The following is an 18,558-nucleotide window of genomic DNA, read 5'->3' on the forward strand; positions in this document are numbered from 1 at the left end:
GGCAGTCACCCCGATACTTGGTTTGGAATACTAGCTGTCTTTCTTGTAGGATTTGGCGGCCTCATCGATCTTGCGCCAATCGTTTCCGTGACGCCGCACCAGCTCCCGCGCCTGGGCCGGCGAGATGTTTTGCGTTTCCACGATATGGTTCACTTCCGTTTCTTCGCCTTTCAGCGGGCGCGAACGTGGCCTTCTGGGCCGGCTCGCCGCTGTTTCATCTGCATCACGTCGTCTCGCCATGGGCTGACCTCTCCTGATCCGGATTAACCGTCGAATGCCGGGAAGGTTTCCGCTCGCGGTTCCTCGAGCAGTTCGGCTTGTCTCGGCTGTGTGGCTTGAACCCAAGGAACTTGCGCGGCGTTCCTTGCGAGCAGAGCTAGCAAGCGCAATCCGATGGAAAAATCCGAAGCCCATTTTGAACCGCAGAAGCCTCGTGGTGCCGAAGCGCGCTTCCCGTACGATCGAGCGGCAGTTGAGCGGTTCCAGCTTGCGTTTCCGCGCGCGAGGTGGAGCGACGAGCTCAGGAGCTGGTTCGTGCCCGGAAAAACGGCGGCGCGGCGGATCGAGCGCTGGCTGGCACAGGAGACAGCGGCTTGCGCAGCCCATGACGACAGTAAGGGGCGGGATGCCTTCGCCTTCGATCCACTGTCGAGCCACTATCTGGAAGTCGCGGACGACCTGCGCACTCGCACGCCTTATTCGAAGACCGTGCTGGAGGAACTGCGAGCGGTTCCATGGGAGAGTTGGGACGACGAATTGCGGGTCTGGCGGGTGCCTTTTCGCGCTTATGAGGAGCTGCGGCGCCGTTGGCCAAGCATCGAAAGAGCCGCCCAGCGCGCCGAGCCGGAGGAGAGGAAACGCCGGCGGGAGGCTGGTAAACACTCCGATGAGCACAAGGCCGCCAGGCTGCGCCATGCCGAACGCAGGCGCCGGCGCTATCCGGTTCCAGCCGAAGACCTGCCTCCGCTCGGTCGCGCCGTGGCGACGGTGCAATATGACGTTGTTGTCTTCACCGGGATTTCAGGCGAGCTGGCCGACCCCTCTGAGCTGGCGCCGTTCTACCCACAGTCGATGGAGACCGGCTTCGGCGCCGTTTGGGCGAGGTGGCGGCCGCCGACCTTGGCTGAACTGATCAAGACATGGCCGGCGCTGCCGGATCAGCGGAACGATCGAGAGGGTGGTGGCGGCCGACGCTTGGCGAACTCAGAATCGCTCGCCGAAAGGCGAAAAGCCTGGAGCGGAGAAAACGTTCGCGAAGTGCCGATTGATATTCTTGGGTCTTTGATGGCTGTCACATGACAAGCGAGACGGGGGCCGCCAAGGCTCGCGTACCCGACGTTCAGGTGGAATGTCACAGGCCGAAAAGGAATTTCGGGTGCGATTTCAGCCCCGCGGGACCGGCATCCCCCCAGCCAAGCACGCGAGCTCATCGACTTGATCAGCATCGACGCAGCTTCGCTTCTTCGGCAGGCGCGCCTTCTCAAGAAGACGTAACCGCTCAGGCGCGATTTTCATCACGGCCTCATTTGTTAGCGCGCGACTTGCCGGAGAGGCGTATCACCCCTTTGTCGTTCGTACCGAGTAGTGAGGCAAGCGGACGCTTGAAAGCGGTATCGTGCTTTCGCCCCTGGCTAGGAGGCACGCATGTCCCTGCATGGTGTTTTGGATTCCACCCAACTTGAAATCCTCTCAAAAGCTGTCCATCGCTATTGTTCAAGGCATGGACTTGAGAGCGAGGAAGACCGCCAGTTGGTCGCCATGAGGGCCATGAGCCTTTTCGGCCAGGGCACAACTGACCTTGACCGGCTGTCCGCGAGACTGGAAAAGCTCGAAGAACCTGGGCACGGCTAAACGGCTGGCAAGCGTGCAGCCGTAACAGCTCCAGCGCAGCGCTCCTAATCCCGCCAAATTGCGCCATCGCTAGCAAAAAGATCGCCAACACCAGCTGCTTGCTACAGCGTAGAAGCTTCGGCGAAAGCGAATGCGGGGAGAAGAGGGTGATGGTGCCCAGAGGCGGATTCGAACCACCGACACGCGGATTTTCAGTCCGCTGCTCTACCAACTGAGCTATCTGGGCCTGCGCCGGCTAACGGGCTCGTCCGCCGGGTTTCACGGAAGCGCCGGGTGGCGCCCCCCTCGAAAGCGCGTGGGTTATAGCACGGGAATTCGCCCTGTCCAGCGCTTAGGTGTTGATAAAGAAAAATCGCCGGGAAACGGCGTATTGCTACGGGCCTTCACTGCTCGTCTGTGGACGAAGGGCCTTGCTTGGGGCCTCCGTCTTCTTCCTCTTCGTCGTCGCGGCCGGGAATGACGTAGGCGCCTTTCAGCCAGCGATTGAGGTCGATGTCCTTGCAGCGTGTCGAGCAGAACGGATAGTGCTCCCGCACCGAAGGCTTGCCGCATTCGGGGCAGGGGCGCTTCGGCCTCAGCGGCGTGACCTTTTCGTCCGGGCTCATGGCCGCGCGACGTGCCAGTTCTTGTGCGGCTTGAAGCCCTCGCCGGACAGCAGCGCGATACTCTCGTAGAGCGGCAGGCCGACCACATTGGTGTAGGAGCCGACCAGCTTGACGACGAAGGAGCCGGCGAGGCCCTGCACGGCATAACCGCCGGCCTTGCCGCGCCATTCGCCCGACGCGACATAGGCGTCGATCTCCTCGCGTGGCAGTCGCTTGAAGCGCACCCTGGTCTCCACCAGCCGCTGCCTGAGCTTGCCGCCCGGCGTGATCAGGCAGATGCCGGAATAGACCCGGTGCGAGCGGCCGGAAAGCAGGCCGAGGCAGTTCACCGCGTCGTCGATCGTCTCGGCCTTGGGCAGGATGCGCCGCCCCACTGCCACCACCGTGTCGGCGGCCAGGATGAAGGCCGGCGCATAGTCTTCCTCGCTTTTCAGCGAGGCGAACGCCTTCTCGGCCTTGTCCTTGGAAAGGCGCTTCGCCAGCGAGCGCGGATGCTCGGCGCGCAGCGGCGTCTCGTCGACATCGGCGGGCAGCACGCGGTCCGGTTCGATGCCGGCCTGCTGCAACAGCTCGATGCGACGCGGCGAACCCGAGGCAAGCACGAGCTTCTGCAGGATGCTCATCGCGGTTCGCGCCGAATTGTTACTTGAAGCGGTAGGTGATGCGGCCCTTGGTCAGGTCGTAAGGCGTCATTTCGACCAGGACCTTGTCGCCGGTCAGCACACGGATGCGGTTCTTGCGCATGCGGCCGGCCGTGTGGGCGATGATTTCGTGCTCGTTTTCGAGCTTCACCCGGAACATCGCATTGGGCAGCAGTTCCGTGACCACGCCCGGAAATTCGAGGACTTCTTCCTTCGGCATTCGATACCTTTGCTTGGATGGCGGTTCCGGGGCTTAGAGCATGATGCCGAAAAGTGTGAAGCGGTTTTCGGACGACATCATGCTCTACTCTTGATCTGGAGCCGGACGATTTCAGGTCGAACAGACCTGAACTCGTCCGACTCCAGCCGGAATTTGCGGCGGAACCTATATGATAATCGCCCGCTTGTGAACATGCTTAATCCGTCGCGTTTTTTGCTTCCGGAAGCAAGAAACGCCGGCTTATGCGCGTCTTCAGCCGCTCTCGCACATCGCGATAGGCGGCCATGATATGCTCGCGCGTGCCGCCGGTGTCGGTCGGGTCCGGCATCGGCCAGTACTCGACCTCGACGGCGAGCGAGCGGGTAAGCTCGAGCGCGGCGTGATGCGCTTCGGGCGCCAGCGTAACGATCAGGTCGAAATAATCGTCTTCCAGCTCGTCCAGCGTCCTCGGCTGCCGCTCGCCGAGCGTGAGACCCTCTTCGGCAAGCACGGCATCGACGAAGGGGTCGCGCTCGCCGCTGCGCACGCCGGCCGAGGCGACGAAAGTGGTGGCGGGCAGCATCCGCCGCGCCAGTTGCTCGGCCATCGGCGAGCGCACGGCATTCATGCCGCACACAAAAAGAATCGAATGCGGCAGCGCGGCCAGGACTACCCCCGCCAGTGCAGCACGCAGACGAGCGTGAACAACCGGCGCGCCGTGTCGAAGTCGATCTCGATCTTGCCGGCGAGCCGGTCCATCAGTGTTTGCGAGCCCTCATTGTGCAGGCCGCGGCGGCCCATGTCGATTGCCTCGATATGGCTGGGCGTGGAGGAGCGGATCGCCTCATAATAGCTTTCGCAGATCAGATAGTAATCCTTGACGATGCGCCTAAGCGGCGTCAGCGACAGGATGTGGGTAACCACATCGGCGCCATTCTGGCGGCTGACGGCGAACACCAGGCGCGACTCGGCCAGCGACAGCTTCAGCCTGTATGGGCCGGCGCCATCGTCGTTGACCGGCCGGAAACTGTTTTCCTCGATCAGGTCGAAGATCGCCACTGCCCGCTCATGCTCGACATCGGGCGTCGAACGTCCGATCGATTCGTCGAGCTCGACGTCGATCAGCCTGTCGCGGTTTTGGTGGTGGCCGGACATCGCTACATGTTCAGCCTGATCGCCACCGATCGTGCGTGGGCGTCGAGCCCTTCCGCCTTGGCGAGCGCGATCGCCGCCGGCGCCAGCGCCTTGAGCTGCTCCGGGCCGAGCTTCAGGATCGAGGTGCGCTTGACGAAATCGAGCACGGACAAACCAGACGAGAAGCGCGCCGAGCGCGCGGTCGGCAGCACGTGGTTGGAGCCGCCGACATAATCGCCGATGACTTCCGGCGTGTGGCGGCCGAGGAAGACGGCGCCGGCATTGCGCATCCCGGCGAGGAAGCTTTCGGCGTCGTCGAAGGCGAGCTCGACATGCTCGGCCGCGATGCGGTCAACCAGCGGCAGCGAAGCCTCGATCGTCGGCACCAGGATCACGGCGCCGAAATCGCGCCAGCTCGCCGCCGCCGTCGCGGCGCGCGGCAGGCTCTTCAACTGGCGCTCGACCGCCTGCTCCACCGCCGTGCCGAATGCGGCATTGTCGGTGATCAGGATCGACTGCGCCGACGCGTCGTGCTCGGCTTGCGCCAGCAGATCGGCGGCGATCCAGTCCGGATCGTTGTCCGCATCTGCCACGACCAGCACTTCCGACGGCCCGGCGATCATGTCGATGCCGACGCTGCCGAACACCTGGCGCTTGGCTGCCGCGACATAGGCATTGCCCGGCCCGACGATCTTGGCGACCGGCCGGATCGTCTCGGTGCCATAGGCGAGCGCGGCGACGGCTTGCGCGCCGCCGACGCGATAGATCTCGGAGACGCCGGCAAGGTCGGCCGCGACCAGAACCAGCGGATTGATGACGCCGCCGGAGGCCGGCACCACGATCACGATGCGCTCGACACCGGCGACCTTGGCCGGCACGGCGTTCATCAGCACCGAGCTCGGATAGCTCGCTGTGCCGCCGGGCACATAGAGCCCCACGGCATCGATCGCGGTCCAGCGCGAGCCGAGCTCGACGCCGGCGGCGTCCGTGTAGCGGTCGTCCTTCGGCTTCTGCCGCTCGTGATGGGAGCGGATGCGGTCGCGTGCGAATTCGAGCGCCTCGACTGTGGCTGGGTCGGCCGCGGCGTATGCCTTTTCGATGTCGGCCCTGGAGACGGCGATGCCGAGCCTGTTGAGATCGGCCTTGTCGAATTTCAGCGTGTAGTCGATGAGCGCCTTGTCGCCTGCGGCGCGCACGCGCGCGACGATGTCGCGCACCACCGCTTCGACGTCGGCCGACACTTCGCGCTTGGTGGTGAGGAATGCCGAAAAACGCAGCTCGAAATCGGCGTCGGTTTGGCTAAGCGTGATGGCCATCGTCGGTGCTCAGGTCCTGTGAACCGGGCGCGAGGTGGCTTCCCAGGAGCCGCCGACATCGGCGAGCCGCGCCTCGATGCACTCGACGTCGAGCATGATCGTGCCGCCTCCGGAAAAAACCAGCTCGATGATGCCGGCCGGCTTGCTGAATGCGACGAAGCTGACCGCCAAGAGCGACAGTATCTCCGCCGGCTTGTCGCGGGCGATGCCGCTGGTCTTGGCGCCGAGCACGCGGTCGAAATGCAGCACGCACTGGCGCCGTTCATTGTGCTGGCGGAAGAAGCCGGACCTCGCCTCCCAGACGAAGCGGTTCATGGTCAGCACGAAACGTTTGGCCGCCGGCAGGTATTCGAGGTCGGAGACCTTCATCACGGCGTCCTGGACGTGGGCCGAGATGATGCTCAGATCCTGGTCGTCGAGCGCGATGAGCTTGAGGGCCATGCGGAATGCGCACCTGAAGGTTGATTAGTCAATCTTCTGTTATGCGGTCTTTCCGCTCTGCGCAACCGAGGCGCTTTGTCAGCCCGAAATCCGCTCGATCACCGCGCCGCAGCCGGAAAGCTTCTCCTCCAGGCGCTCGAAACCGCGGTCGAGGTGGTAGACCCGGTTGACGGTGGTTTCGCCTTCGGCGGCAAGCCCTGCGATGACCAGCGACACCGAGGCGCGCAGGTCGGTCGCCATGACCGGCGCGCCTTTCAGCTTGGCGACGCCGTCGACGATCGCCGTCTGGCCCGACAGCGTGATGTGGGCGCCGAGGCGGGCAAGCTCCTGCACATGCATGAAGCGGTTCTCGAAGATCGTCTCGGTGATGCGCGACTTGCCCTTCGCCATCGTCATCAGGCCCATGAACTGCGCCTGCAGGTCGGTCGGGAAGGCGGGGAAGGGCGCGGTCGTAACGTCCACCGGCGCGATGCCGGCGCCGTTGCGCTTGACGCGGATGCCGGCATTGGTCGGCGTGATCTCGGCGCCGGTCTCGGCAACGACATCGAGCGCGCTCTGCAACAGGTCGGGGCGCGCGCCTTCCAGCACCACGTCGCCGCCGGTCATCGCCACCGCCATGGCATAGGTTCCGGTCTCGATGCGATCGGGAATGACGCGCACGCGCGCCCCCGACAGCGCCTCGACGCCCTCGATGGTGATGGTGGAGGTGCCGGCGCCGTGGATCTTGGCGCCCATGGCGATCAGGCATTCGGCGAGATTGACGATCTCCGGCTCGCGGGCGGCGTTTTCGAGTACCGTCTCGCCCTTGGCGAGCGAGGCCGCCATCATCAGCACATGGGTGGCGCCGACCGACACTTTCGGGAACACGTAGCGGTTGCCGTGGAGACGACCGTTCTTGGTTTTGGCGACGACATAGCCGTTGTCGACGTCGAGCTCGGCGTCCAGCGCCTGCAGGCCTTCGAGGAAGAGGTCGACCGGGCGCGTGCCGATGGCGCAGCCGCCCGGCAGCGACACCTTGGCCTCACCCATGCGGGCAAGCAGCGGGCCGATAACCCAGAAGGAGGCGCGCATCTTGGACACGAGCTCATAGGGCGCGGTGGTGTCGACGATGTTGCGGGCGGAGAAATTGATGGTGCGCGAATAGCCCTCCTGCTGCTTCTCGCGCCGGCCGTTGACGGAATAGTCGACGCCGTGATTGCCGAGGATGCGGATCAGTTGCTCGACATCGGCCAGATGCGGCACGTTTTCGAGCGTCAGCGTGTCGTCGGTGAGCAGCGAGGCGATCATCAGCGGCAGCGCCGCGTTCTTGGCGCCCGAAATCGGAATGCTTCCGGCAAGCTTATTGCCGCCGACAATTCTGATGCGATCCATGAAAGAACGTCCCCTCGGCCCGGACGGGCCGGTTTCAATCGGTTGAGTATATCCGGCTCTAGACTATCGGCCGGTGCGGTTCAAGAAATAGGATTTCCCCATCTGTGGACCGAGTGTGATCGGCCAGTGTGGCTGATTTCGGTTAGTCCTTGTGCATTTTTCCAGCAGTCGGCAATCCTTCCGGCCGATCATCAGGATTGCCATCCCGCCGCGAACGGGCCTGCGCCTTGCGCTTCTGCAGGTTGGCACGCAGCGCCTCGGCCAGCCGGTCCTTGCGCTCGCCGTCGCGTTTTTTCGGCGGATTTGGCTTGTCGTTCATCGCCGGTCCTCGCCGGCGGATAGCCGGCTGTGGTTCAGGCATAGTTAACATTGTGGCGCCGCCATGTCATCGAAGCCTGCTCGCAAGCGGCCTCCACAGCCGCGGCATTCGACACATGCCGCGGGAAAACCGCGCAGCGATTTCGCACGAAGGCATGCGTCGTTTTAAGGTTTTCTTGGCCTTGCGCTTGCCGGTTCGTTATGGCAGAAGCGCCGCCATCGCAGGCTGCGGTAGCTCAGTGGTAGAGCACTCCCTTGGTAAGGGCGTAACCAAGATGGAAACGCGGCCTTTTTCTAGTGAAATCAGGTCGTTATCAGGCAGGCCGTTTTCGGCTGGTGTAAGGTCTCGTAACCACTTTGGTTGCTTTGTCACCAGCGTTCGCCGCCTTGCGCGGCTTCTTCTTCCCGAAGACCTTATCGATGACGCCCTTGCTCTCGCCGTGGGTGTAGTTTTCGAGGAGGAGCTTTTTCGTTTTCCAACGGCCCTTGGTTGCCGTGGTGGCGATGTCGACGCCGTTGCGCACGATCATCTCGGTGGCGAAGCTGTGACGGCCCGGTTGATGGGTGCCAAGATAGGGGATGCCGGCCTTTTCGCAGATGCGCTTGATGTCCTTGTAGACCGAACCGCGCTGGATATAGCCGAACAGGCGGGTGTTCGGCTTCTTAGCGGCACGGCCGTTGTGGCGTGGGCCTGAGCGCCTATTCTTCCAGGGTACGCGCACCTCCCATGCGGCCAAGCGTTCCCGCTTCCACTGGCGGAGTTCCTGGATCTCGTAGACCATCTCGACCGTTAGATCGGCCTCGCCGTCCTCGCCATTCTTCGTGTCGCGGAAAATGACCTTGCGGTTCACCAGGTCGACATCAGGCGAATCATCCTCAAGCGCGATCGCCTCCGAGACACGGGCGCCGGTCTGGTAGATGAATAGCATCAAGGCGCTGATTCGGTGGTCGTCGCTGTGCTCCCGGAATGTGTCGATGTAGGAACGGTCGACCGCGCGCTTGGGCGGGGTGCTCGGCCGGCGGACGTCCTTGTCCGATTTCTTGAACCCCTTGATCACCACTTCTCGACATTTGCCGTCATCGGCACTGAGATTGATGACGGCCCGGGTGGGGATGATCACCTGCCGGTTCCATGTCGTGTAGGCAGCACCGGGGTACAGCAGCTTGGCGGCGGCACGCACGCCCGATCCGGTCATGTCCGAGATCCTGGTGTCGGCGAAATGTTCGAGCAGCTTCTGGATGTAGCTCTCGCTCTTGCCGGCTTGGAGATAGGCCTCGACGGCTTGGGCGAACGTGAAGAAGTCCTTTGGGTCGAGATCGATTTCCTGCTGGGCACGCAGCTCGCGATTCAGGCGGACCTTGTTCGCTTTGGCTTCGTCAGTTTCGCCAGTGCTCTCGTGTACGCGCTGCTCGCCTTGCCGGGTTGGGACCGTTCCGGTGAGCCACCAGAACCGGCCGCGCTTGTAGATCGTGAGCGGCATGACGCTTTACTCCACAAAAACAACTCATCGATCTGCCGCGGCGAGATCAGCACCTGCCTGTCGACACAGTAGCAGAGGCCCGTCTTGATCGCCTTCTCGCGCAACGACCTGGCGGACATGCGCAACCCTTTGTCGCGAAAACGCGACGACCAGTATTCCGGTGTCTGCGACATGGTCAGCACTTCGGGCGGCTGGTCATTCATGGCTCTTCCCGGTCGCGGCAGTCATCTCCTCGAAATCTTCTTCCTCGGGCGCGCGCTCGTGCGCATCGATGCGCGCCAGCTCGTCCCATTCCTCGCAGAGGTATTCGTATTCGGACTCGTCGCCGTCGAAGAACGGATGTCGCCCGAGGTCGCGGTGCATGCGCCAACGGGTTTCGTCGGAGTAGCGACGGGTGTGGAAGGGCATCACCCAATCGGGCGGTGTCGTCTTCCAGGCGTCGTAGCTGGCCAAGGGGTCACCGTGCATCGGAACGCTCCTCGACCAGCCAGGTCTGCGAATTTCCCTTGAAGCCGAACAGGCTGTCGCCGGCCTCGATCACGGCGACAGCCCCGTCGCGCACCGCCGCGTGAACGATATGCTCTGGCACGACCTGGTAAGGTCCTTCGAACCACCACCGCCTCTGGCCACTGGAGAAGCCGAGGCGCAGGGAATCGCCCTTCGCAAGTCGCTCAATGACGGCGGCGACTATCATGGCGCGCCTACTGGAAGGCGCGGCGAGCGGGCGTCTTGGTGCGGATCGGCGGCACCTTGGAATGGCGGCCGAGGCCAGAGGCCTTCGCCAGCCGCGACCGCGTGGCGGAATAGTTCGGCGCCACCATCGGGTAATCCGCCGGCAGACCCCACTTCGCGCGGTAAGCGTCGGGCGTAAGACCGTGGTCGGTCATCAAGTGCCGCTTGAGCGATTTGAACTTCAACCCGTCTTCCAGGCAGATGATGAAATCGGGACGGATCGACTTCTTGGGGTGGACGGCCGGCTCCTTCGGTGCGGTCGCGTTGACGACCGCCGGGCCGTCGAGCTTGCGCACAGCGGCGTTCACACTGGCGATCAGGTCGGGCAGTTGCGCGGCCGGCACCGGGTTGTTGGCGACATAGGCCGAGACTATCCCGGCGGTCAGTTCGATGAAGCGTAGGCTCTTGTCTTCCACTGTGTATCTCCGTGGTAGGGGTTGCAGTCTCAATTACCAGAGCCGGCGGCTCCGATTTCATGCAGTGACCTTGCCGCCCTTCCGGGCGATGGCACGGCTCCAGCCGCCGCAAAGGCGCTTGTGCTCGGGATCCTCGTGGCAGACGAATGGCGCACCGCTGCGCACCGCGCTCTGGTAGTCGCGCCTAGTGTGGAGGCTGACGGAGGCCTGGCTATCCTTTCGCGCCGCGCAGCCGCCGCAGACCGGCGGAAGGTCGGCCTCGCGAGTGCGGGCGATCGCCCTCCGCTGTTGTCTGGGCATGGAAGGTCTGTTTGCTGGCTCGTAGGACAGGCATGTGACGCCAGCGCCGGGATCGGAGACCCAGCCGCCATCGGGCCAAGCGCCGCCGTCCTTCATCGCGATCATGGCCTCGACTATTTCGCATTGGGTGTGCTTCTCGCACCAGCGGCAGAGCATGCCATAGCACTCGGCCCAATCGCTCCTGCCTGGCTGGTAAGGCTCACGCGTCGTCGCGGCGCTACTCGCAATGCTCATTCTTCTTCGCCTTATGTAGCCAAATCTGTGCATGATGTATCCATTTTGGTTACAATGAAGTCAACCAAAAAAGGGCCTTTTTATTGTTCGGCATGGTCTAAGCTTGCTTGTGTCCGAAAGCACCTGGCTGGTCGGCAAACAGGATTTCGGTTCGCCAATGCCGGCGCAGCCTGTGTCCCAGCCGACGCAGCGCCTGCAAGACCTTTCGCTGCAGCCAGGGCTTCTCCATCAAGTTCCCGGGAAAGCGAGGATCGCTGTGCACGGCGAGCGCCGGCAATTCGATCAAAGGGGAACCCTTGGGATAGAAGCTCTGCGTTTGAACGCTGAGAGCCGGTATCATCTGATAGGATTTCAGACTGCCGGCTATCCCACAGGCGGGGTTGAACTTCACATGGTCAACCGCATCTGAGAACACCCTGGTCACGCGCAGAAGGCGCTCGGCCGCAGGTTTCGAGAGGATGTAGCCGCCGGACCCGAAAGAGAAGCTCCGAAGGCGCGCCAGTTCGAAACCGTTTCGCAACGCATGTACGGTGCGGTCCAGCCACACCCTTCCGACGACACTCTCGACCTTGACCAGGTCCGCGTCGCCAGGAATCCAGCTGGCCTCCTCAACCAGGAACAGACCGGCCCGCTTGGATATCAACATGTCGTCTTCGAAAACGCAGCCGTAAGCGTCCGGACCTGACGCGATCCGCTCCCAGCATTTGCGATGGCTCAGGAAGCAGCCCACCTCTTCCGGCGTCATCGGCGCCACGCCAGCTATGGGCTTGTAGACGTCGGAAATCTCGGCATCGCTGAGCAGACGTCCGTCCACCCCCGGAACTCGTTCGAAGTCCGCTCCGATAGAGTTGAGGCGGTCAGCCATGCGCTGCATTCTGCCCGGGCTGCGGTCCAAGTTGATGATGTAGGATTTCATTGGGGTTGCTATCGACACCTCTTGCGGGTCGTTCCCTTACTTGAACCGCGCAAGAAAGGCGACTCGTCCAGACCGACTGACCACAGATCGATGAAGAACACCTCACACTCCGCCCGCCTTCGGACCGCGCTCGAGTCTCAGGTAGCCGAAGCCAGGCTCCGACAGGATCTTGTAGCCCGCTCCCCGCAATTGGTGCACGTAGCGATAGACCGTGCGGGTGCAGACGCCGACCCGCTCAACCAGCATCTCGGCCGTAACGACGTCAGGACCGATCTCGGCGAGGAGCTGGTCGCGTTTCATTTCCCGAATGTCATTCATAGGAGCGATCCTTGCGTTGTGGCGGGTGCGAGCGCGGCGGCCTTCGGCGGCTGCGGCAACATCCATTTCGCCGGCACGACGGGCTTGCCGTTCCGGGCGAACGGGACGAGGCGCTTCCAGTCGAAAAACTCGAGCTGGTCGCCGACCGGGATGAACTCGACTGGTCGCGCGTTGGCGATGATCAGCCCCTTCGGGCCGAAGAACCAAGGGCTGTCCAACTCGGTCACGATGTCGACGATGGTGCCGATACCGACGATGCCGCCGCGCGCCAGTTCCGCCGGCGGCGGGCATCGGAAACCGAGCGACTGGCAGAGCGCGGCGCAATCAACATACTCGTCACGCGTCGTGCCGGTTGAAGCGTGGATGGCAAAGTCGCCGCGGAACTTGAGACCAGGATTGCCGGCGCGCCAAGATCGGTTCTCAACCGGCTTCCAGCCCATCATGAGGCAGTGCGCCCATGGCTGGCGCACCGATAGAGCCAGCTTCGGGAGGTCCTCCATCACTCACTCCTCGCGATCAGTTTGGGTTTCAGTTTGCCTTGCTTGGCCTTGTTCTCGACCGAGATCGGAACACCCGGCCTCTGCTCAAAGATCGTCTGCAGCACCTTGCGCACCTGGTCGGCGCCGGGCGCGTCGGTGGCGAGGATCATCAGCGCCGCGTCGGCGAGCGCCTGATTGATGTTGGCTGCGGTGGCAGCGACCGAGGAGGCGGCGCGCATCCTGGCCCGGCTACGCCGTCGGGAGAGGCGGAAATATTCCCGCTTTTGATCCTCGTTCAGGCTGGTGAAGCTTCCCGGCTTTGGCGCGTTCTTCGCCGTCAGCAAAGCATAGAGCTTCGTCAGCGCCTCATCGGGCGAAAGTTGCGTTTGGACACGTCCAACTGCAGTTTCCATCACGGCGCCGCCGTCAGCAAAATGCCGATCAGGATCAGCAGCGCGCCGATGAATGAGACCACCGCTCCGAAGACATAACCCTCGATCGGCACCCAGCGACCGGTGATATCGAGGTAGGCGAGCCGTGCGCACGCGCTGATCATGAGGATGAAACCGACGGCCAGAAAGAACGTGCTCATCACGCGCCCGCGATGTTGGTGTGAGTGGTGATGATGTTCGCGCCGCCGTCGGCGCGACCAGGATCCGAGGCGGCCGGCGCAAGACGGTAATAGTCGAGCGCGGCTTCGGCGACCGCGCACTCTGCCAGGTCTTCGACCGTCCGGCCCTTCTCGGCCGAAATCGCCTTCATGCGAGCTGCGGTCAGCTCGTCAACATACACGGAGATGATCGGCATCACTCGCCGCCTTCGCCGCGGTCGCGCTTACGGGCCTTGGTGATGAGCACCACCTCGCCGTTCGGGTAGATCAGCTCGACCTGCTCGTTGCGGCCGATGCCGTCGAAGATTGATTGCAGGTGAAGCGTCAAGCGCTCGTTGGTCCTCTCGAGCACATCCATCTTCGCCTCGATCTGGGCACGAGCGATGCTGGCCTGGAGGTCGGAGAGACGAAGCGGAGCGGTTACTTGGTCGGTCATGCGGTCGTGTCCTTCTGGGGTTGAACGGGAGAAAACTCGACGGTGTTCAGGCTTTCGCCAGGATCCAGCGCGAGGTCGGCGCCGGCCCTCGTAAGGCGGAAGAAATCATCGCCGCCGGTGAGGATTGAGCCTGAGCGCCGCGTCGCGTACCCAACCTCGACCATCGCCAGCCGGTGCTGCCTTCGCCGGTCACGAAATAGTTGCGGTAGGATTCCTTGCGCCGGCCGTCGAGACCGAGGGCGTGCCGGGCAAGATCGCGCTGGACCGGTGTCATCGCTTCTTGTCCACCACTTCGAATGTGAACACGCCGTCCACCGCCTTCATCGTGAGATTTGAGGAGCCGGTGGAATCGATCTCGGCCACCGGCATCTCGACTTTGTTGCCGAGCCGGCGGACCAGGGCGATGATGAGCTGGCTCTTCATCGCCTCGATCACCATCTGGTGCTCGTAGGAGAGGTCGCGAATGCTGGTCATGCTGCCACCTCGCCGGGCGTGCGGTCGGTGTAGGGCGCGAAGCCTCGGAACTGGATGCCGGTGTGCAGCAGCTCGCCCCACTCACCCTCGCTGTCGCGGTAGATGATGCGGCGCTCGCCATAGGCGGCCAGGCATTGCTCGACGACGCGCTCGGCATCGTTGGTCACGCTAGGCAGGTCTGGCCTGCAGCGGTCCGCGATGAAGACCATGCCGGACGTGACGGCGAGTTCGGTGTAGCTGGCGCGCTTCATCGAAAACCCCGCTGGAGCTTCGGGAAGGGCCGGCTCTGCATCTTACGTTTCGGCTTGCTCTTGCCGGTACGCCCCTCGAGCCGCTTGGTCTTCGCGATCTCGCGCTGGTCGACCGGCGTCTTGACGCCATGCGTCGGCTTATTCAGCGCGACGATGTTCTCCAGCGAGCACGACGGCGGTATGGTGTCTCGGGCTTCCGGGTTCCAGCGCCGCCGCTGCAACGCCGGATCGTGGTCGAACTGTACCCCTTCGAGCGGGTTGAGCCGCGCGCCGCCGGGCTCCTTGCCCCCTTGGCGCACGACGATCTCAAGTTTCTCGCGGACGCTGAGCGCGCGCGGCCGCCAGTTCTCGGGCGGACCGAGAACCTGGACACCGTGGTCGGGAAGGAATGCGATCCGGCCGGCCATGATCAGCCCGCGCTCGGCGGTGTGAGCGCAGCGAGCCGCCGCGCCTTGATCTTGTCGGCCAGTTCGCGGCTGCTCGCGTCGTCGTGGAATTGAGCCTCCACATCGAACTCGGTCCAGACATCCTCCACGGCCGCGGTGGACTTCGCGCCTTGCAAGGCGATCTGGAAATCCTCGAAGAACTTGCCGTAGTCGAACGCCCCGCCTTCGTTCTGTTGCTCCTCCTCGACGGCTTCCGCGCCGTCGTGCATGCCCTCGACGTCCTTGTCGAAGCCGTTGTCGGGGATCGGGTCGATAGCGTCGAGGCTGGGCACCGGTGGCGGGGTGAGCCTCGCCCTGGGTGCCGGCTCGTCGTCGTGGTGCTCGATCAGATCGCCGGCGATCTCGCGGGCCTCGAACTCATCTCGCACGCCGCCAAGAACGTCGCCGAATAGCTCGCGCAGGCAGAAGCCAGCTGCGCGCCATTGCTTCATCCGCTTGGGATGGCGGAACCAGGAGGAATCGTTAGGCACGTCGTCCCACACATGCTGGTTGTTTTTCCAGACCTTGCCGCGACGGGTCGGGCGTTCGTCCCAAAGGCCGGCTTGCTTGGCATCCGCGACCGAATAGGCCTCGACCTTCATTTCCCCTGTGTCGGAGCGCACCGCCTTGCACCAGCCGATGGTGCGCTCGTCGACGGTGTTCATCTGGGCAACCACATCCTTGTGCAGGCCGAGATTGAGGAGCGCCTCTTTCGTCGCATCGCGCAGATAGCCCAGCTCGACCGATTTCGCTCTGCCCGACTTTCGAACGACGTTGATCAGTCCGTCGCCGTAAAGCGCCGGCTTGCCGCCGATGACGGTAAAGCTGCGCAGCGCCACCATGGGCGGCAGGCCGAGCTCCGCGCCGGACATGATGACGATGGCCACGGCGCTGGTGCCCTTCTTGCCCCAACGCTTCCAGGCGTCGTCGCCGGCATCCTCAGCCGGCTCGCGACCGACAAGCGCCTGTGGCGCCAGACCGGCCTCGACGATCATGGTGGCGAGACGCCAAGTTTCCTCGATCGACTGAGGGATGATGGCGCTGATCGCGCCGCCGACCATAAGGGCCGGTACCTGAGCCCGTTCGTTCATTGCCAATCCTCGGGGTTGAAGCTGTTGGCGCGCCACGTCCGGCGCATTTCTTCCTGCTCGATGCGCATGTCGTTCCAGGCGAACCAGAACGCGGCGGGGACTTCGCGGAAGAGCCGCCTGCAAGCGGCGCTGAACATCACGGGAAGCCAGAAAATGACGATGGCAACGCGGACCAAGCTCATGGCTATTTGTCCACGTCGTCGAAGACCGGCCGGTTGCCGTTCTCGTCGAGCAGCGTGCCGTCTGGCGCCCATACGTGCCGGCCGTTCGGATGCTTGGCCGCGCGCTGCTCGTCGGTGCGCGCGTCGATGCCGACGATCGCGATCTTGGCGACGTCGGAATGATCCTTGACCTCGGCTACCGTGACCGATGTCTCGCGGCCGCGCATCGGCACCATCACCCGGGCGCCGACAGCCACATCGAATGCGCCGGCGAAATAGTCATAGGTCTTGTCGCTCTCGCCGAATTTCACGGCGACGATCTTCTGGTCGGTCATGCTGCCCTCTTGTCTGGAACCCGCTCCATGCCCGCCGGCAGGGCGGCGTCTTTGTTGCGCGCGATGCGGCCGGCGATTTTCTGGACCGCCTCCCGCACCTCCGGCTCGTCTTTCAGGGCCATGACCAGCGCGCCGTAATCGGTGATGTTCGCGACCCAATAGGTGTGCAGGGACATCTTGGCGCCGGTCCTGCCCGCGAAGACCGGCCGGGCTTGGGCCTCGCGTTCAGCGTCCGCCAATTGGTGTGCCAACCGATCGGCTTCCCGTGCAGCCTCGGCCGCGAAGTCCGTCGCGAGGCCCGTCCCGACGCTCGGCACCGCCTTCGCCTCATCGGCCTTGCGCGCCGCCTCGGCGGCTTCACGCTGGATCCTGGCCGCGTCCTCGCGGGCCTTGCGCTGGCGATCCTGCTCCAGGCGGTCGAGTTCTTTCAGCCACGCCTCACCATGCTTTTTCAGCTTCTTGGCGAGGTCCTTGGAATCGGTGCGCAGATCGCGCCATTTGTCGTCGACCGCGTTGCCGCCATCGAGCCAAGGACGCTTCTCGACGTTGAATTGCTCGTCGGCCTTGTTGGCAATTCCGGAGAGCCGCTTTGCCCAGACGCCCGCCTGATCGGCCTGCTCCTGGGTGCTTATCGGCTTTTTCAGGAAGCCCTCAACGGTTTCCTTCTCGGCCGCCAGTTCAGCAGTGAGGTCCTTGTGCAGATCGCCGGTCTTGGGCGGGAGGTTGTGTTCCTTCGCAACCGACGGAGGCTCATCGGGCCATGGCTCGCCGGCCGTCACCGAATGATAGAGCGCTTCCGAGATCGGGTTGCGACAAGCATAGTTCCAGACCTTGTCGGCCTCCGCTTCCTTGCCACCCTGAAGGCAGATGACATTGCCTGCCGCGTCGCGCCAGATGGCAACGGGAACCAGGGGCGCATCCTTGAACGGACGGTTCCTGAAAAATCCTGACTCCGGGCTGTCGGCCGACGGGGCGAGCAGAAGCAGCTGATCGTGGGTCAGCTCGCGATATCCGCCCGCCAGTTTCAAGGCCTGACGCCACCATGCATATTGGTCCGCCGTCATCCGTTTGTTTCCTTTTGTGTTACACGTGAAACCATTTTGGCAACACAATGGGCGCGACAAAGCGGTCGCGGGTGCAGTGCTGCTTAGATCGGGAGAACCCGGCCGAGCTGGTGCGGGCGAATGGTGCGGGGGGTCACACCAGCCCGGCCGGGAGCACGCAGATACTCAACACATGACCGCGAGGCGTGATGGAAAAAAACAACCAGGGGCATCTGGGCCATCGGTCTAGCGATCCTTCTGCGTGATCAGGATCGTAACCGATTTGGTACCTTTTGCAAGAGGTGTTTCCGAAATGGTTACACAGCGAGCAAAAAAAAGCAGATCAGAGTGTGGAAATCCTGAGCCGAGCGCGGCCAATGACCTTCAAGTCCGCCGGCTGCACGGTTTCGTTGGTCGCCGCGGGGTTGTCGCTGTGGACCTGAACGGCGCCTGTCGTCGTGGGCGAAAGGTAGCGCCATTGCACCGCGCCGGCGATCTCCAGGGCGAAGAGGCCGGGTCGATTGGGGATGTTGTCGTCCAGATCGATCACAAGCGCATCCCCTTTGGCAACAATGCCATTGGCCTGGTACGCGTCAACCATCATGAACCGGAGGTTGTGGCCCGTTGAGTTCGGCAGCATGCGGGCCAGAAACTCAGGATCCAGCACGAGGCCTGGCGTTTGATTTTTGCCGCCGGCGATCTCGAACACCTGGTTGAATTTGCTGACGTCAATCGCCGCAAGCTCCGGAAACATAAGCTCTTCCGGCCTGACATTGAGGTGCGGCGCGATTCGCTCCGCCCATTTCAAGGTAAGCTTCCGGCCGTTTGGGCCATCCTCTTCCTCGAGGCGGCCCATCTGCGGCCTTGTGGTGCCAACGCGACGCGCCAGCTCAGCCTTGGTGAGCCCGGCTTTCTCCCGGAAGTGCTTAATTCCATTCGCCATATCAGTGCGGTAGCTCAAAACGCTTTCCTGCGAAACT

The 18,558-nt window shown here is 63.3% G+C and carries 32 protein-coding genes, 1 tRNA gene and 1 pseudogene; 2 read left to right on the top strand and 32 right to left on the bottom strand.

What is annotated here, in order from left to right:
* Positions 1 to 30: 30 nt before the first annotated feature.
* Positions 31 to 240: a hypothetical protein gene (locus P9228_RS05700; RefSeq protein WP_066993812.1), complete on the bottom strand. Its 210-nt coding sequence runs from the start codon at positions 238 to 240 to the stop codon at positions 31 to 33.
* Positions 241 to 393: 153 nt separating this feature from the next.
* Here P9228_RS05700 and P9228_RS05705 point away from each other — a divergent pair.
* Positions 394 to 1,268: pseudogene (locus tag P9228_RS05705) on the top strand (hypothetical protein).
* Positions 1,269 to 1,644: 376 nt separating this feature from the next.
* The gene (locus P9228_RS05710; protein WP_066993806.1) at positions 1,645 to 1,851 is read left to right on the top strand and encodes a hypothetical protein; all 207 of its coding nucleotides are present in this window, start codon (positions 1,645 to 1,647) and stop codon (positions 1,849 to 1,851) included.
* 150 nt (positions 1,852 to 2,001) lie between these two features.
* Here P9228_RS05710 and P9228_RS05715 read toward each other — a convergent pair.
* The 31 genes from P9228_RS05715 to P9228_RS05865 all read right to left on the bottom strand — a co-directional run bounded on the left by P9228_RS05715 (position 2,002) and on the right by P9228_RS05865 (position 18,539).
* A tRNA-Phe gene (locus tag P9228_RS05715) sits at positions 2,002 to 2,077 on the bottom strand.
* Positions 2,078 to 2,234: 157 nt separating this feature from the next.
* Complete coding sequence (gene yacG, locus P9228_RS05720; protein ID WP_067328558.1) at positions 2,235 to 2,456, bottom strand: DNA gyrase inhibitor YacG; 222 nt, start codon at positions 2,454 to 2,456, stop codon at positions 2,235 to 2,237.
* A complete protein-coding gene (locus tag P9228_RS05725; protein WP_066993800.1) occupies positions 2,453 to 3,079 on the bottom strand; it encodes a Maf-like protein in 627 nt (208 codons plus the stop codon). The genes yacG and P9228_RS05725 overlap by 4 nt, the downstream gene beginning before the upstream one ends.
* Positions 3,080 to 3,098: 19 nt before the next feature.
* Entirely contained in the window at positions 3,099 to 3,317 is a 219-nt protein-coding gene (infA, locus tag P9228_RS05730) for a translation initiation factor IF-1 (RefSeq protein ID WP_006200926.1), read from the bottom strand.
* A 196-nt stretch (positions 3,318 to 3,513) separates the two neighbouring features.
* Complete coding sequence (locus tag P9228_RS05735; RefSeq protein ID WP_082954052.1) at positions 3,514 to 3,978, bottom strand: low molecular weight phosphatase family protein; 465 nt, start codon at positions 3,976 to 3,978, stop codon at positions 3,514 to 3,516.
* Positions 3,966 to 4,451 carry a UPF0262 family protein gene (locus P9228_RS05740; RefSeq protein WP_066993793.1) on the bottom strand — a complete coding sequence of 162 codons (486 nt, stop codon included), beginning with the start codon at positions 4,449 to 4,451 and terminating at the stop codon, positions 3,966 to 3,968. Before P9228_RS05740 ends, P9228_RS05735 begins: the two co-directional genes overlap by 13 nt.
* A 2-nt stretch (positions 4,452 to 4,453) precedes the next feature.
* Positions 4,454 to 5,746 carry a histidinol dehydrogenase gene (gene hisD / locus P9228_RS05745; RefSeq protein ID WP_127248492.1) on the bottom strand — a complete coding sequence of 431 codons (1,293 nt, stop codon included), beginning with the start codon at positions 5,744 to 5,746 and terminating at the stop codon, positions 4,454 to 4,456.
* A 9-nt stretch (positions 5,747 to 5,755) separates the two neighbouring features.
* The gene (locus tag P9228_RS05750) at positions 5,756 to 6,187 is read right to left on the bottom strand and encodes a DUF2948 family protein (RefSeq protein WP_066993786.1); all 432 of its coding nucleotides are present in this window, start codon (positions 6,185 to 6,187) and stop codon (positions 5,756 to 5,758) included.
* Between the two features lie 78 nt (positions 6,188 to 6,265).
* Positions 6,266 to 7,558, bottom strand: coding sequence for a UDP-N-acetylglucosamine 1-carboxyvinyltransferase (gene murA / locus P9228_RS05755; RefSeq protein ID WP_095802510.1), 1,293 nt, complete (start codon positions 7,556 to 7,558; stop codon positions 6,266 to 6,268).
* Positions 7,559 to 7,700: 142 nt separating this feature from the next.
* The gene (locus tag P9228_RS05760; RefSeq protein WP_095802509.1) at positions 7,701 to 7,877 is read right to left on the bottom strand and encodes a hypothetical protein; all 177 of its coding nucleotides are present in this window, start codon (positions 7,875 to 7,877) and stop codon (positions 7,701 to 7,703) included.
* 313 nt (positions 7,878 to 8,190) lie between these two features.
* A complete protein-coding gene (locus P9228_RS05765; RefSeq protein ID WP_278052657.1) occupies positions 8,191 to 9,357 on the bottom strand; it encodes a tyrosine-type recombinase/integrase in 1,167 nt (388 codons plus the stop codon).
* A 195-nt stretch (positions 9,358 to 9,552) separates the two neighbouring features.
* Positions 9,553 to 9,810, bottom strand: coding sequence for a hypothetical protein (locus P9228_RS05770; RefSeq protein ID WP_278052658.1), 258 nt, complete (start codon positions 9,808 to 9,810; stop codon positions 9,553 to 9,555).
* A 4-nt stretch (positions 9,811 to 9,814) separates the two neighbouring features.
* Entirely contained in the window at positions 9,815 to 10,051 is a 237-nt protein-coding gene (locus tag P9228_RS05775; RefSeq protein ID WP_278052659.1) for a hypothetical protein, read from the bottom strand.
* A gap of 7 nt (positions 10,052 to 10,058) precedes the next feature.
* The gene (locus P9228_RS05780) at positions 10,059 to 10,505 is read right to left on the bottom strand and encodes a MucR family transcriptional regulator (protein ID WP_278052660.1); all 447 of its coding nucleotides are present in this window, start codon (positions 10,503 to 10,505) and stop codon (positions 10,059 to 10,061) included.
* Positions 10,506 to 10,562: 57 nt separating this feature from the next.
* Entirely contained in the window at positions 10,563 to 11,039 is a 477-nt protein-coding gene (locus tag P9228_RS05785; protein WP_278052661.1) for a hypothetical protein, read from the bottom strand.
* 97 nt (positions 11,040 to 11,136) lie between these two features.
* Positions 11,137 to 11,955: a glycosyltransferase family 25 protein gene (locus tag P9228_RS05790; protein WP_278052662.1), complete on the bottom strand. Its 819-nt coding sequence runs from the start codon at positions 11,953 to 11,955 to the stop codon at positions 11,137 to 11,139.
* A gap of 102 nt (positions 11,956 to 12,057) precedes the next feature.
* Positions 12,058 to 12,273: a helix-turn-helix domain-containing protein gene (locus P9228_RS05795; protein ID WP_278052663.1), complete on the bottom strand. Its 216-nt coding sequence runs from the start codon at positions 12,271 to 12,273 to the stop codon at positions 12,058 to 12,060.
* The gene (locus tag P9228_RS05800) at positions 12,270 to 12,773 is read right to left on the bottom strand and encodes a hypothetical protein (protein WP_278052664.1); all 504 of its coding nucleotides are present in this window, start codon (positions 12,771 to 12,773) and stop codon (positions 12,270 to 12,272) included. The genes P9228_RS05795 and P9228_RS05800 overlap by 4 nt, the downstream gene beginning before the upstream one ends.
* Positions 12,773 to 13,165 carry a hypothetical protein gene (locus P9228_RS05805; protein WP_095813965.1) on the bottom strand — a complete coding sequence of 131 codons (393 nt, stop codon included), beginning with the start codon at positions 13,163 to 13,165 and terminating at the stop codon, positions 12,773 to 12,775. The genes P9228_RS05800 and P9228_RS05805 overlap by 1 nt, the downstream gene beginning before the upstream one ends.
* Positions 13,165 to 13,344: a hypothetical protein gene (locus tag P9228_RS05810; protein ID WP_278052665.1), complete on the bottom strand. Its 180-nt coding sequence runs from the start codon at positions 13,342 to 13,344 to the stop codon at positions 13,165 to 13,167. Before P9228_RS05810 ends, P9228_RS05805 begins: the two co-directional genes overlap by 1 nt.
* Positions 13,344 to 13,559, bottom strand: a complete 216-nt coding sequence (locus tag P9228_RS05815; protein WP_095782996.1) for a hypothetical protein — start codon at positions 13,557 to 13,559, stop codon at positions 13,344 to 13,346. The genes P9228_RS05810 and P9228_RS05815 overlap by 1 nt, the downstream gene beginning before the upstream one ends.
* Positions 13,559 to 13,798 carry a hypothetical protein gene (locus P9228_RS05820; protein WP_067328594.1) on the bottom strand — a complete coding sequence of 80 codons (240 nt, stop codon included), beginning with the start codon at positions 13,796 to 13,798 and terminating at the stop codon, positions 13,559 to 13,561. Before P9228_RS05820 ends, P9228_RS05815 begins: the two co-directional genes overlap by 1 nt.
* 46 nt (positions 13,799 to 13,844) lie before the next feature.
* On the bottom strand, positions 13,845 to 14,072 hold the full coding sequence (locus P9228_RS05825) for a hypothetical protein (RefSeq protein WP_278052666.1): 228 nt from the start codon (positions 14,070 to 14,072) through the stop codon (positions 13,845 to 13,847).
* The gene (locus P9228_RS05830) at positions 14,069 to 14,272 is read right to left on the bottom strand and encodes a hypothetical protein (protein ID WP_095782998.1); all 204 of its coding nucleotides are present in this window, start codon (positions 14,270 to 14,272) and stop codon (positions 14,069 to 14,071) included. The genes P9228_RS05825 and P9228_RS05830 overlap by 4 nt, the downstream gene beginning before the upstream one ends.
* Positions 14,269 to 14,523 (bottom strand): hypothetical protein, encoded by a 255-nt coding sequence (locus P9228_RS05835; protein ID WP_278052667.1) that lies wholly within the window; start codon positions 14,521 to 14,523, stop codon positions 14,269 to 14,271. Before P9228_RS05835 ends, P9228_RS05830 begins: the two co-directional genes overlap by 4 nt.
* Positions 14,520 to 14,930: a hypothetical protein gene (locus P9228_RS05840; RefSeq protein WP_278052668.1), complete on the bottom strand. Its 411-nt coding sequence runs from the start codon at positions 14,928 to 14,930 to the stop codon at positions 14,520 to 14,522. Before P9228_RS05840 ends, P9228_RS05835 begins: the two co-directional genes overlap by 4 nt.
* Positions 14,931 to 14,932: 2 nt before the next feature.
* Positions 14,933 to 16,039, bottom strand: coding sequence for a hypothetical protein (locus P9228_RS05845; RefSeq protein WP_278052669.1), 1,107 nt, complete (start codon positions 16,037 to 16,039; stop codon positions 14,933 to 14,935).
* Positions 16,036 to 16,221: a hypothetical protein gene (locus tag P9228_RS05850; RefSeq protein ID WP_278052670.1), complete on the bottom strand. Its 186-nt coding sequence runs from the start codon at positions 16,219 to 16,221 to the stop codon at positions 16,036 to 16,038. Before P9228_RS05850 ends, P9228_RS05845 begins: the two co-directional genes overlap by 4 nt.
* Positions 16,222 to 16,223: 2 nt before the next feature.
* The gene (locus P9228_RS05855) at positions 16,224 to 16,535 is read right to left on the bottom strand and encodes a hypothetical protein (RefSeq protein ID WP_278052671.1); all 312 of its coding nucleotides are present in this window, start codon (positions 16,533 to 16,535) and stop codon (positions 16,224 to 16,226) included.
* On the bottom strand, positions 16,532 to 17,659 hold the full coding sequence (locus P9228_RS05860) for a hypothetical protein (protein WP_278052672.1): 1,128 nt from the start codon (positions 17,657 to 17,659) through the stop codon (positions 16,532 to 16,534). Before P9228_RS05860 ends, P9228_RS05855 begins: the two co-directional genes overlap by 4 nt.
* A gap of 262 nt (positions 17,660 to 17,921) precedes the next feature.
* A complete protein-coding gene (locus P9228_RS05865; protein WP_278052673.1) occupies positions 17,922 to 18,539 on the bottom strand; it encodes a helix-turn-helix domain-containing protein in 618 nt (205 codons plus the stop codon).
* Between the last annotated feature and the right edge of the window lie 19 nt (positions 18,540 to 18,558).

Origin of the sequence: Mesorhizobium sp. WSM4898 (genome assembly GCF_029625845.1) — a bacterium.
Lineage (GTDB): Bacteria > Pseudomonadota > Alphaproteobacteria > Rhizobiales > Rhizobiaceae > Mesorhizobium.

What these genes read in the sequence shown, in the direction of transcription:
- P9228_RS05700 (WP_066993812.1), bottom strand. Translation starts at nt 240, where the DNA reads ATGGCGAGACGACGTGATGCAGATGAAACAGCGGCGAGCCGGCCCAGA.
- P9228_RS05710 (WP_066993806.1), top strand. Translation starts at nt 1,645, where the DNA reads ATGTCCCTGCATGGTGTTTTGGATTCCACCCAACTTGAAATCCTCTCA.
- yacG (WP_067328558.1), bottom strand. Translation starts at nt 2,456, where the DNA reads ATGAGCCCGGACGAAAAGGTCACGCCGCTGAGGCCGAAGCGCCCCTGC.
- P9228_RS05725 (WP_066993800.1), bottom strand. Translation starts at nt 3,079, where the DNA reads ATGAGCATCCTGCAGAAGCTCGTGCTTGCCTCGGGTTCGCCGCGTCGC.
- infA (WP_006200926.1), bottom strand. Translation starts at nt 3,317, where the DNA reads ATGCCGAAGGAAGAAGTCCTCGAATTTCCGGGCGTGGTCACGGAACTG.
- P9228_RS05740 (WP_066993793.1), bottom strand. Translation starts at nt 4,451, where the DNA reads ATGTCCGGCCACCACCAAAACCGCGACAGGCTGATCGACGTCGAGCTC.
- hisD (WP_127248492.1), bottom strand. Translation starts at nt 5,746, where the DNA reads ATGGCCATCACGCTTAGCCAAACCGACGCCGATTTCGAGCTGCGTTTT.
- P9228_RS05750 (WP_066993786.1), bottom strand. Translation starts at nt 6,187, where the DNA reads ATGGCCCTCAAGCTCATCGCGCTCGACGACCAGGATCTGAGCATCATC.
- murA (WP_095802510.1), bottom strand. Translation starts at nt 7,558, where the DNA reads ATGGATCGCATCAGAATTGTCGGCGGCAATAAGCTTGCCGGAAGCATT.
- P9228_RS05760 (WP_095802509.1), bottom strand. Translation starts at nt 7,877, where the DNA reads ATGAACGACAAGCCAAATCCGCCGAAAAAACGCGACGGCGAGCGCAAG.
- P9228_RS05765 (WP_278052657.1), bottom strand. Translation starts at nt 9,357, where the DNA reads ATGCCGCTCACGATCTACAAGCGCGGCCGGTTCTGGTGGCTCACCGGA.
- P9228_RS05775 (WP_278052659.1), bottom strand. Translation starts at nt 10,051, where the DNA reads ATGATAGTCGCCGCCGTCATTGAGCGACTTGCGAAGGGCGATTCCCTG.
- P9228_RS05785 (WP_278052661.1), bottom strand. Translation starts at nt 11,039, where the DNA reads ATGAGCATTGCGAGTAGCGCCGCGACGACGCGTGAGCCTTACCAGCCA.
- P9228_RS05790 (WP_278052662.1), bottom strand. Translation starts at nt 11,955, where the DNA reads ATGAAATCCTACATCATCAACTTGGACCGCAGCCCGGGCAGAATGCAG.
- P9228_RS05795 (WP_278052663.1), bottom strand. Translation starts at nt 12,273, where the DNA reads ATGAATGACATTCGGGAAATGAAACGCGACCAGCTCCTCGCCGAGATC.
- P9228_RS05800 (WP_278052664.1), bottom strand. Translation starts at nt 12,773, where the DNA reads ATGGAGGACCTCCCGAAGCTGGCTCTATCGGTGCGCCAGCCATGGGCG.
- P9228_RS05805 (WP_095813965.1), bottom strand. Translation starts at nt 13,165, where the DNA reads ATGGAAACTGCAGTTGGACGTGTCCAAACGCAACTTTCGCCCGATGAG.
- P9228_RS05810 (WP_278052665.1), bottom strand. Translation starts at nt 13,344, where the DNA reads ATGAGCACGTTCTTTCTGGCCGTCGGTTTCATCCTCATGATCAGCGCG.
- P9228_RS05815 (WP_095782996.1), bottom strand. Translation starts at nt 13,559, where the DNA reads ATGCCGATCATCTCCGTGTATGTTGACGAGCTGACCGCAGCTCGCATG.
- P9228_RS05820 (WP_067328594.1), bottom strand. Translation starts at nt 13,798, where the DNA reads ATGACCGACCAAGTAACCGCTCCGCTTCGTCTCTCCGACCTCCAGGCC.
- P9228_RS05825 (WP_278052666.1), bottom strand. Translation starts at nt 14,072, where the DNA reads ATGACACCGGTCCAGCGCGATCTTGCCCGGCACGCCCTCGGTCTCGAC.
- P9228_RS05830 (WP_095782998.1), bottom strand. Translation starts at nt 14,272, where the DNA reads ATGACCAGCATTCGCGACCTCTCCTACGAGCACCAGATGGTGATCGAG.
- P9228_RS05835 (WP_278052667.1), bottom strand. Translation starts at nt 14,523, where the DNA reads ATGAAGCGCGCCAGCTACACCGAACTCGCCGTCACGTCCGGCATGGTC.
- P9228_RS05840 (WP_278052668.1), bottom strand. Translation starts at nt 14,930, where the DNA reads ATGGCCGGCCGGATCGCATTCCTTCCCGACCACGGTGTCCAGGTTCTC.
- P9228_RS05845 (WP_278052669.1), bottom strand. Translation starts at nt 16,039, where the DNA reads ATGAACGAACGGGCTCAGGTACCGGCCCTTATGGTCGGCGGCGCGATC.
- P9228_RS05850 (WP_278052670.1), bottom strand. Translation starts at nt 16,221, where the DNA reads ATGAGCTTGGTCCGCGTTGCCATCGTCATTTTCTGGCTTCCCGTGATG.
- P9228_RS05855 (WP_278052671.1), bottom strand. Translation starts at nt 16,535, where the DNA reads ATGACCGACCAGAAGATCGTCGCCGTGAAATTCGGCGAGAGCGACAAG.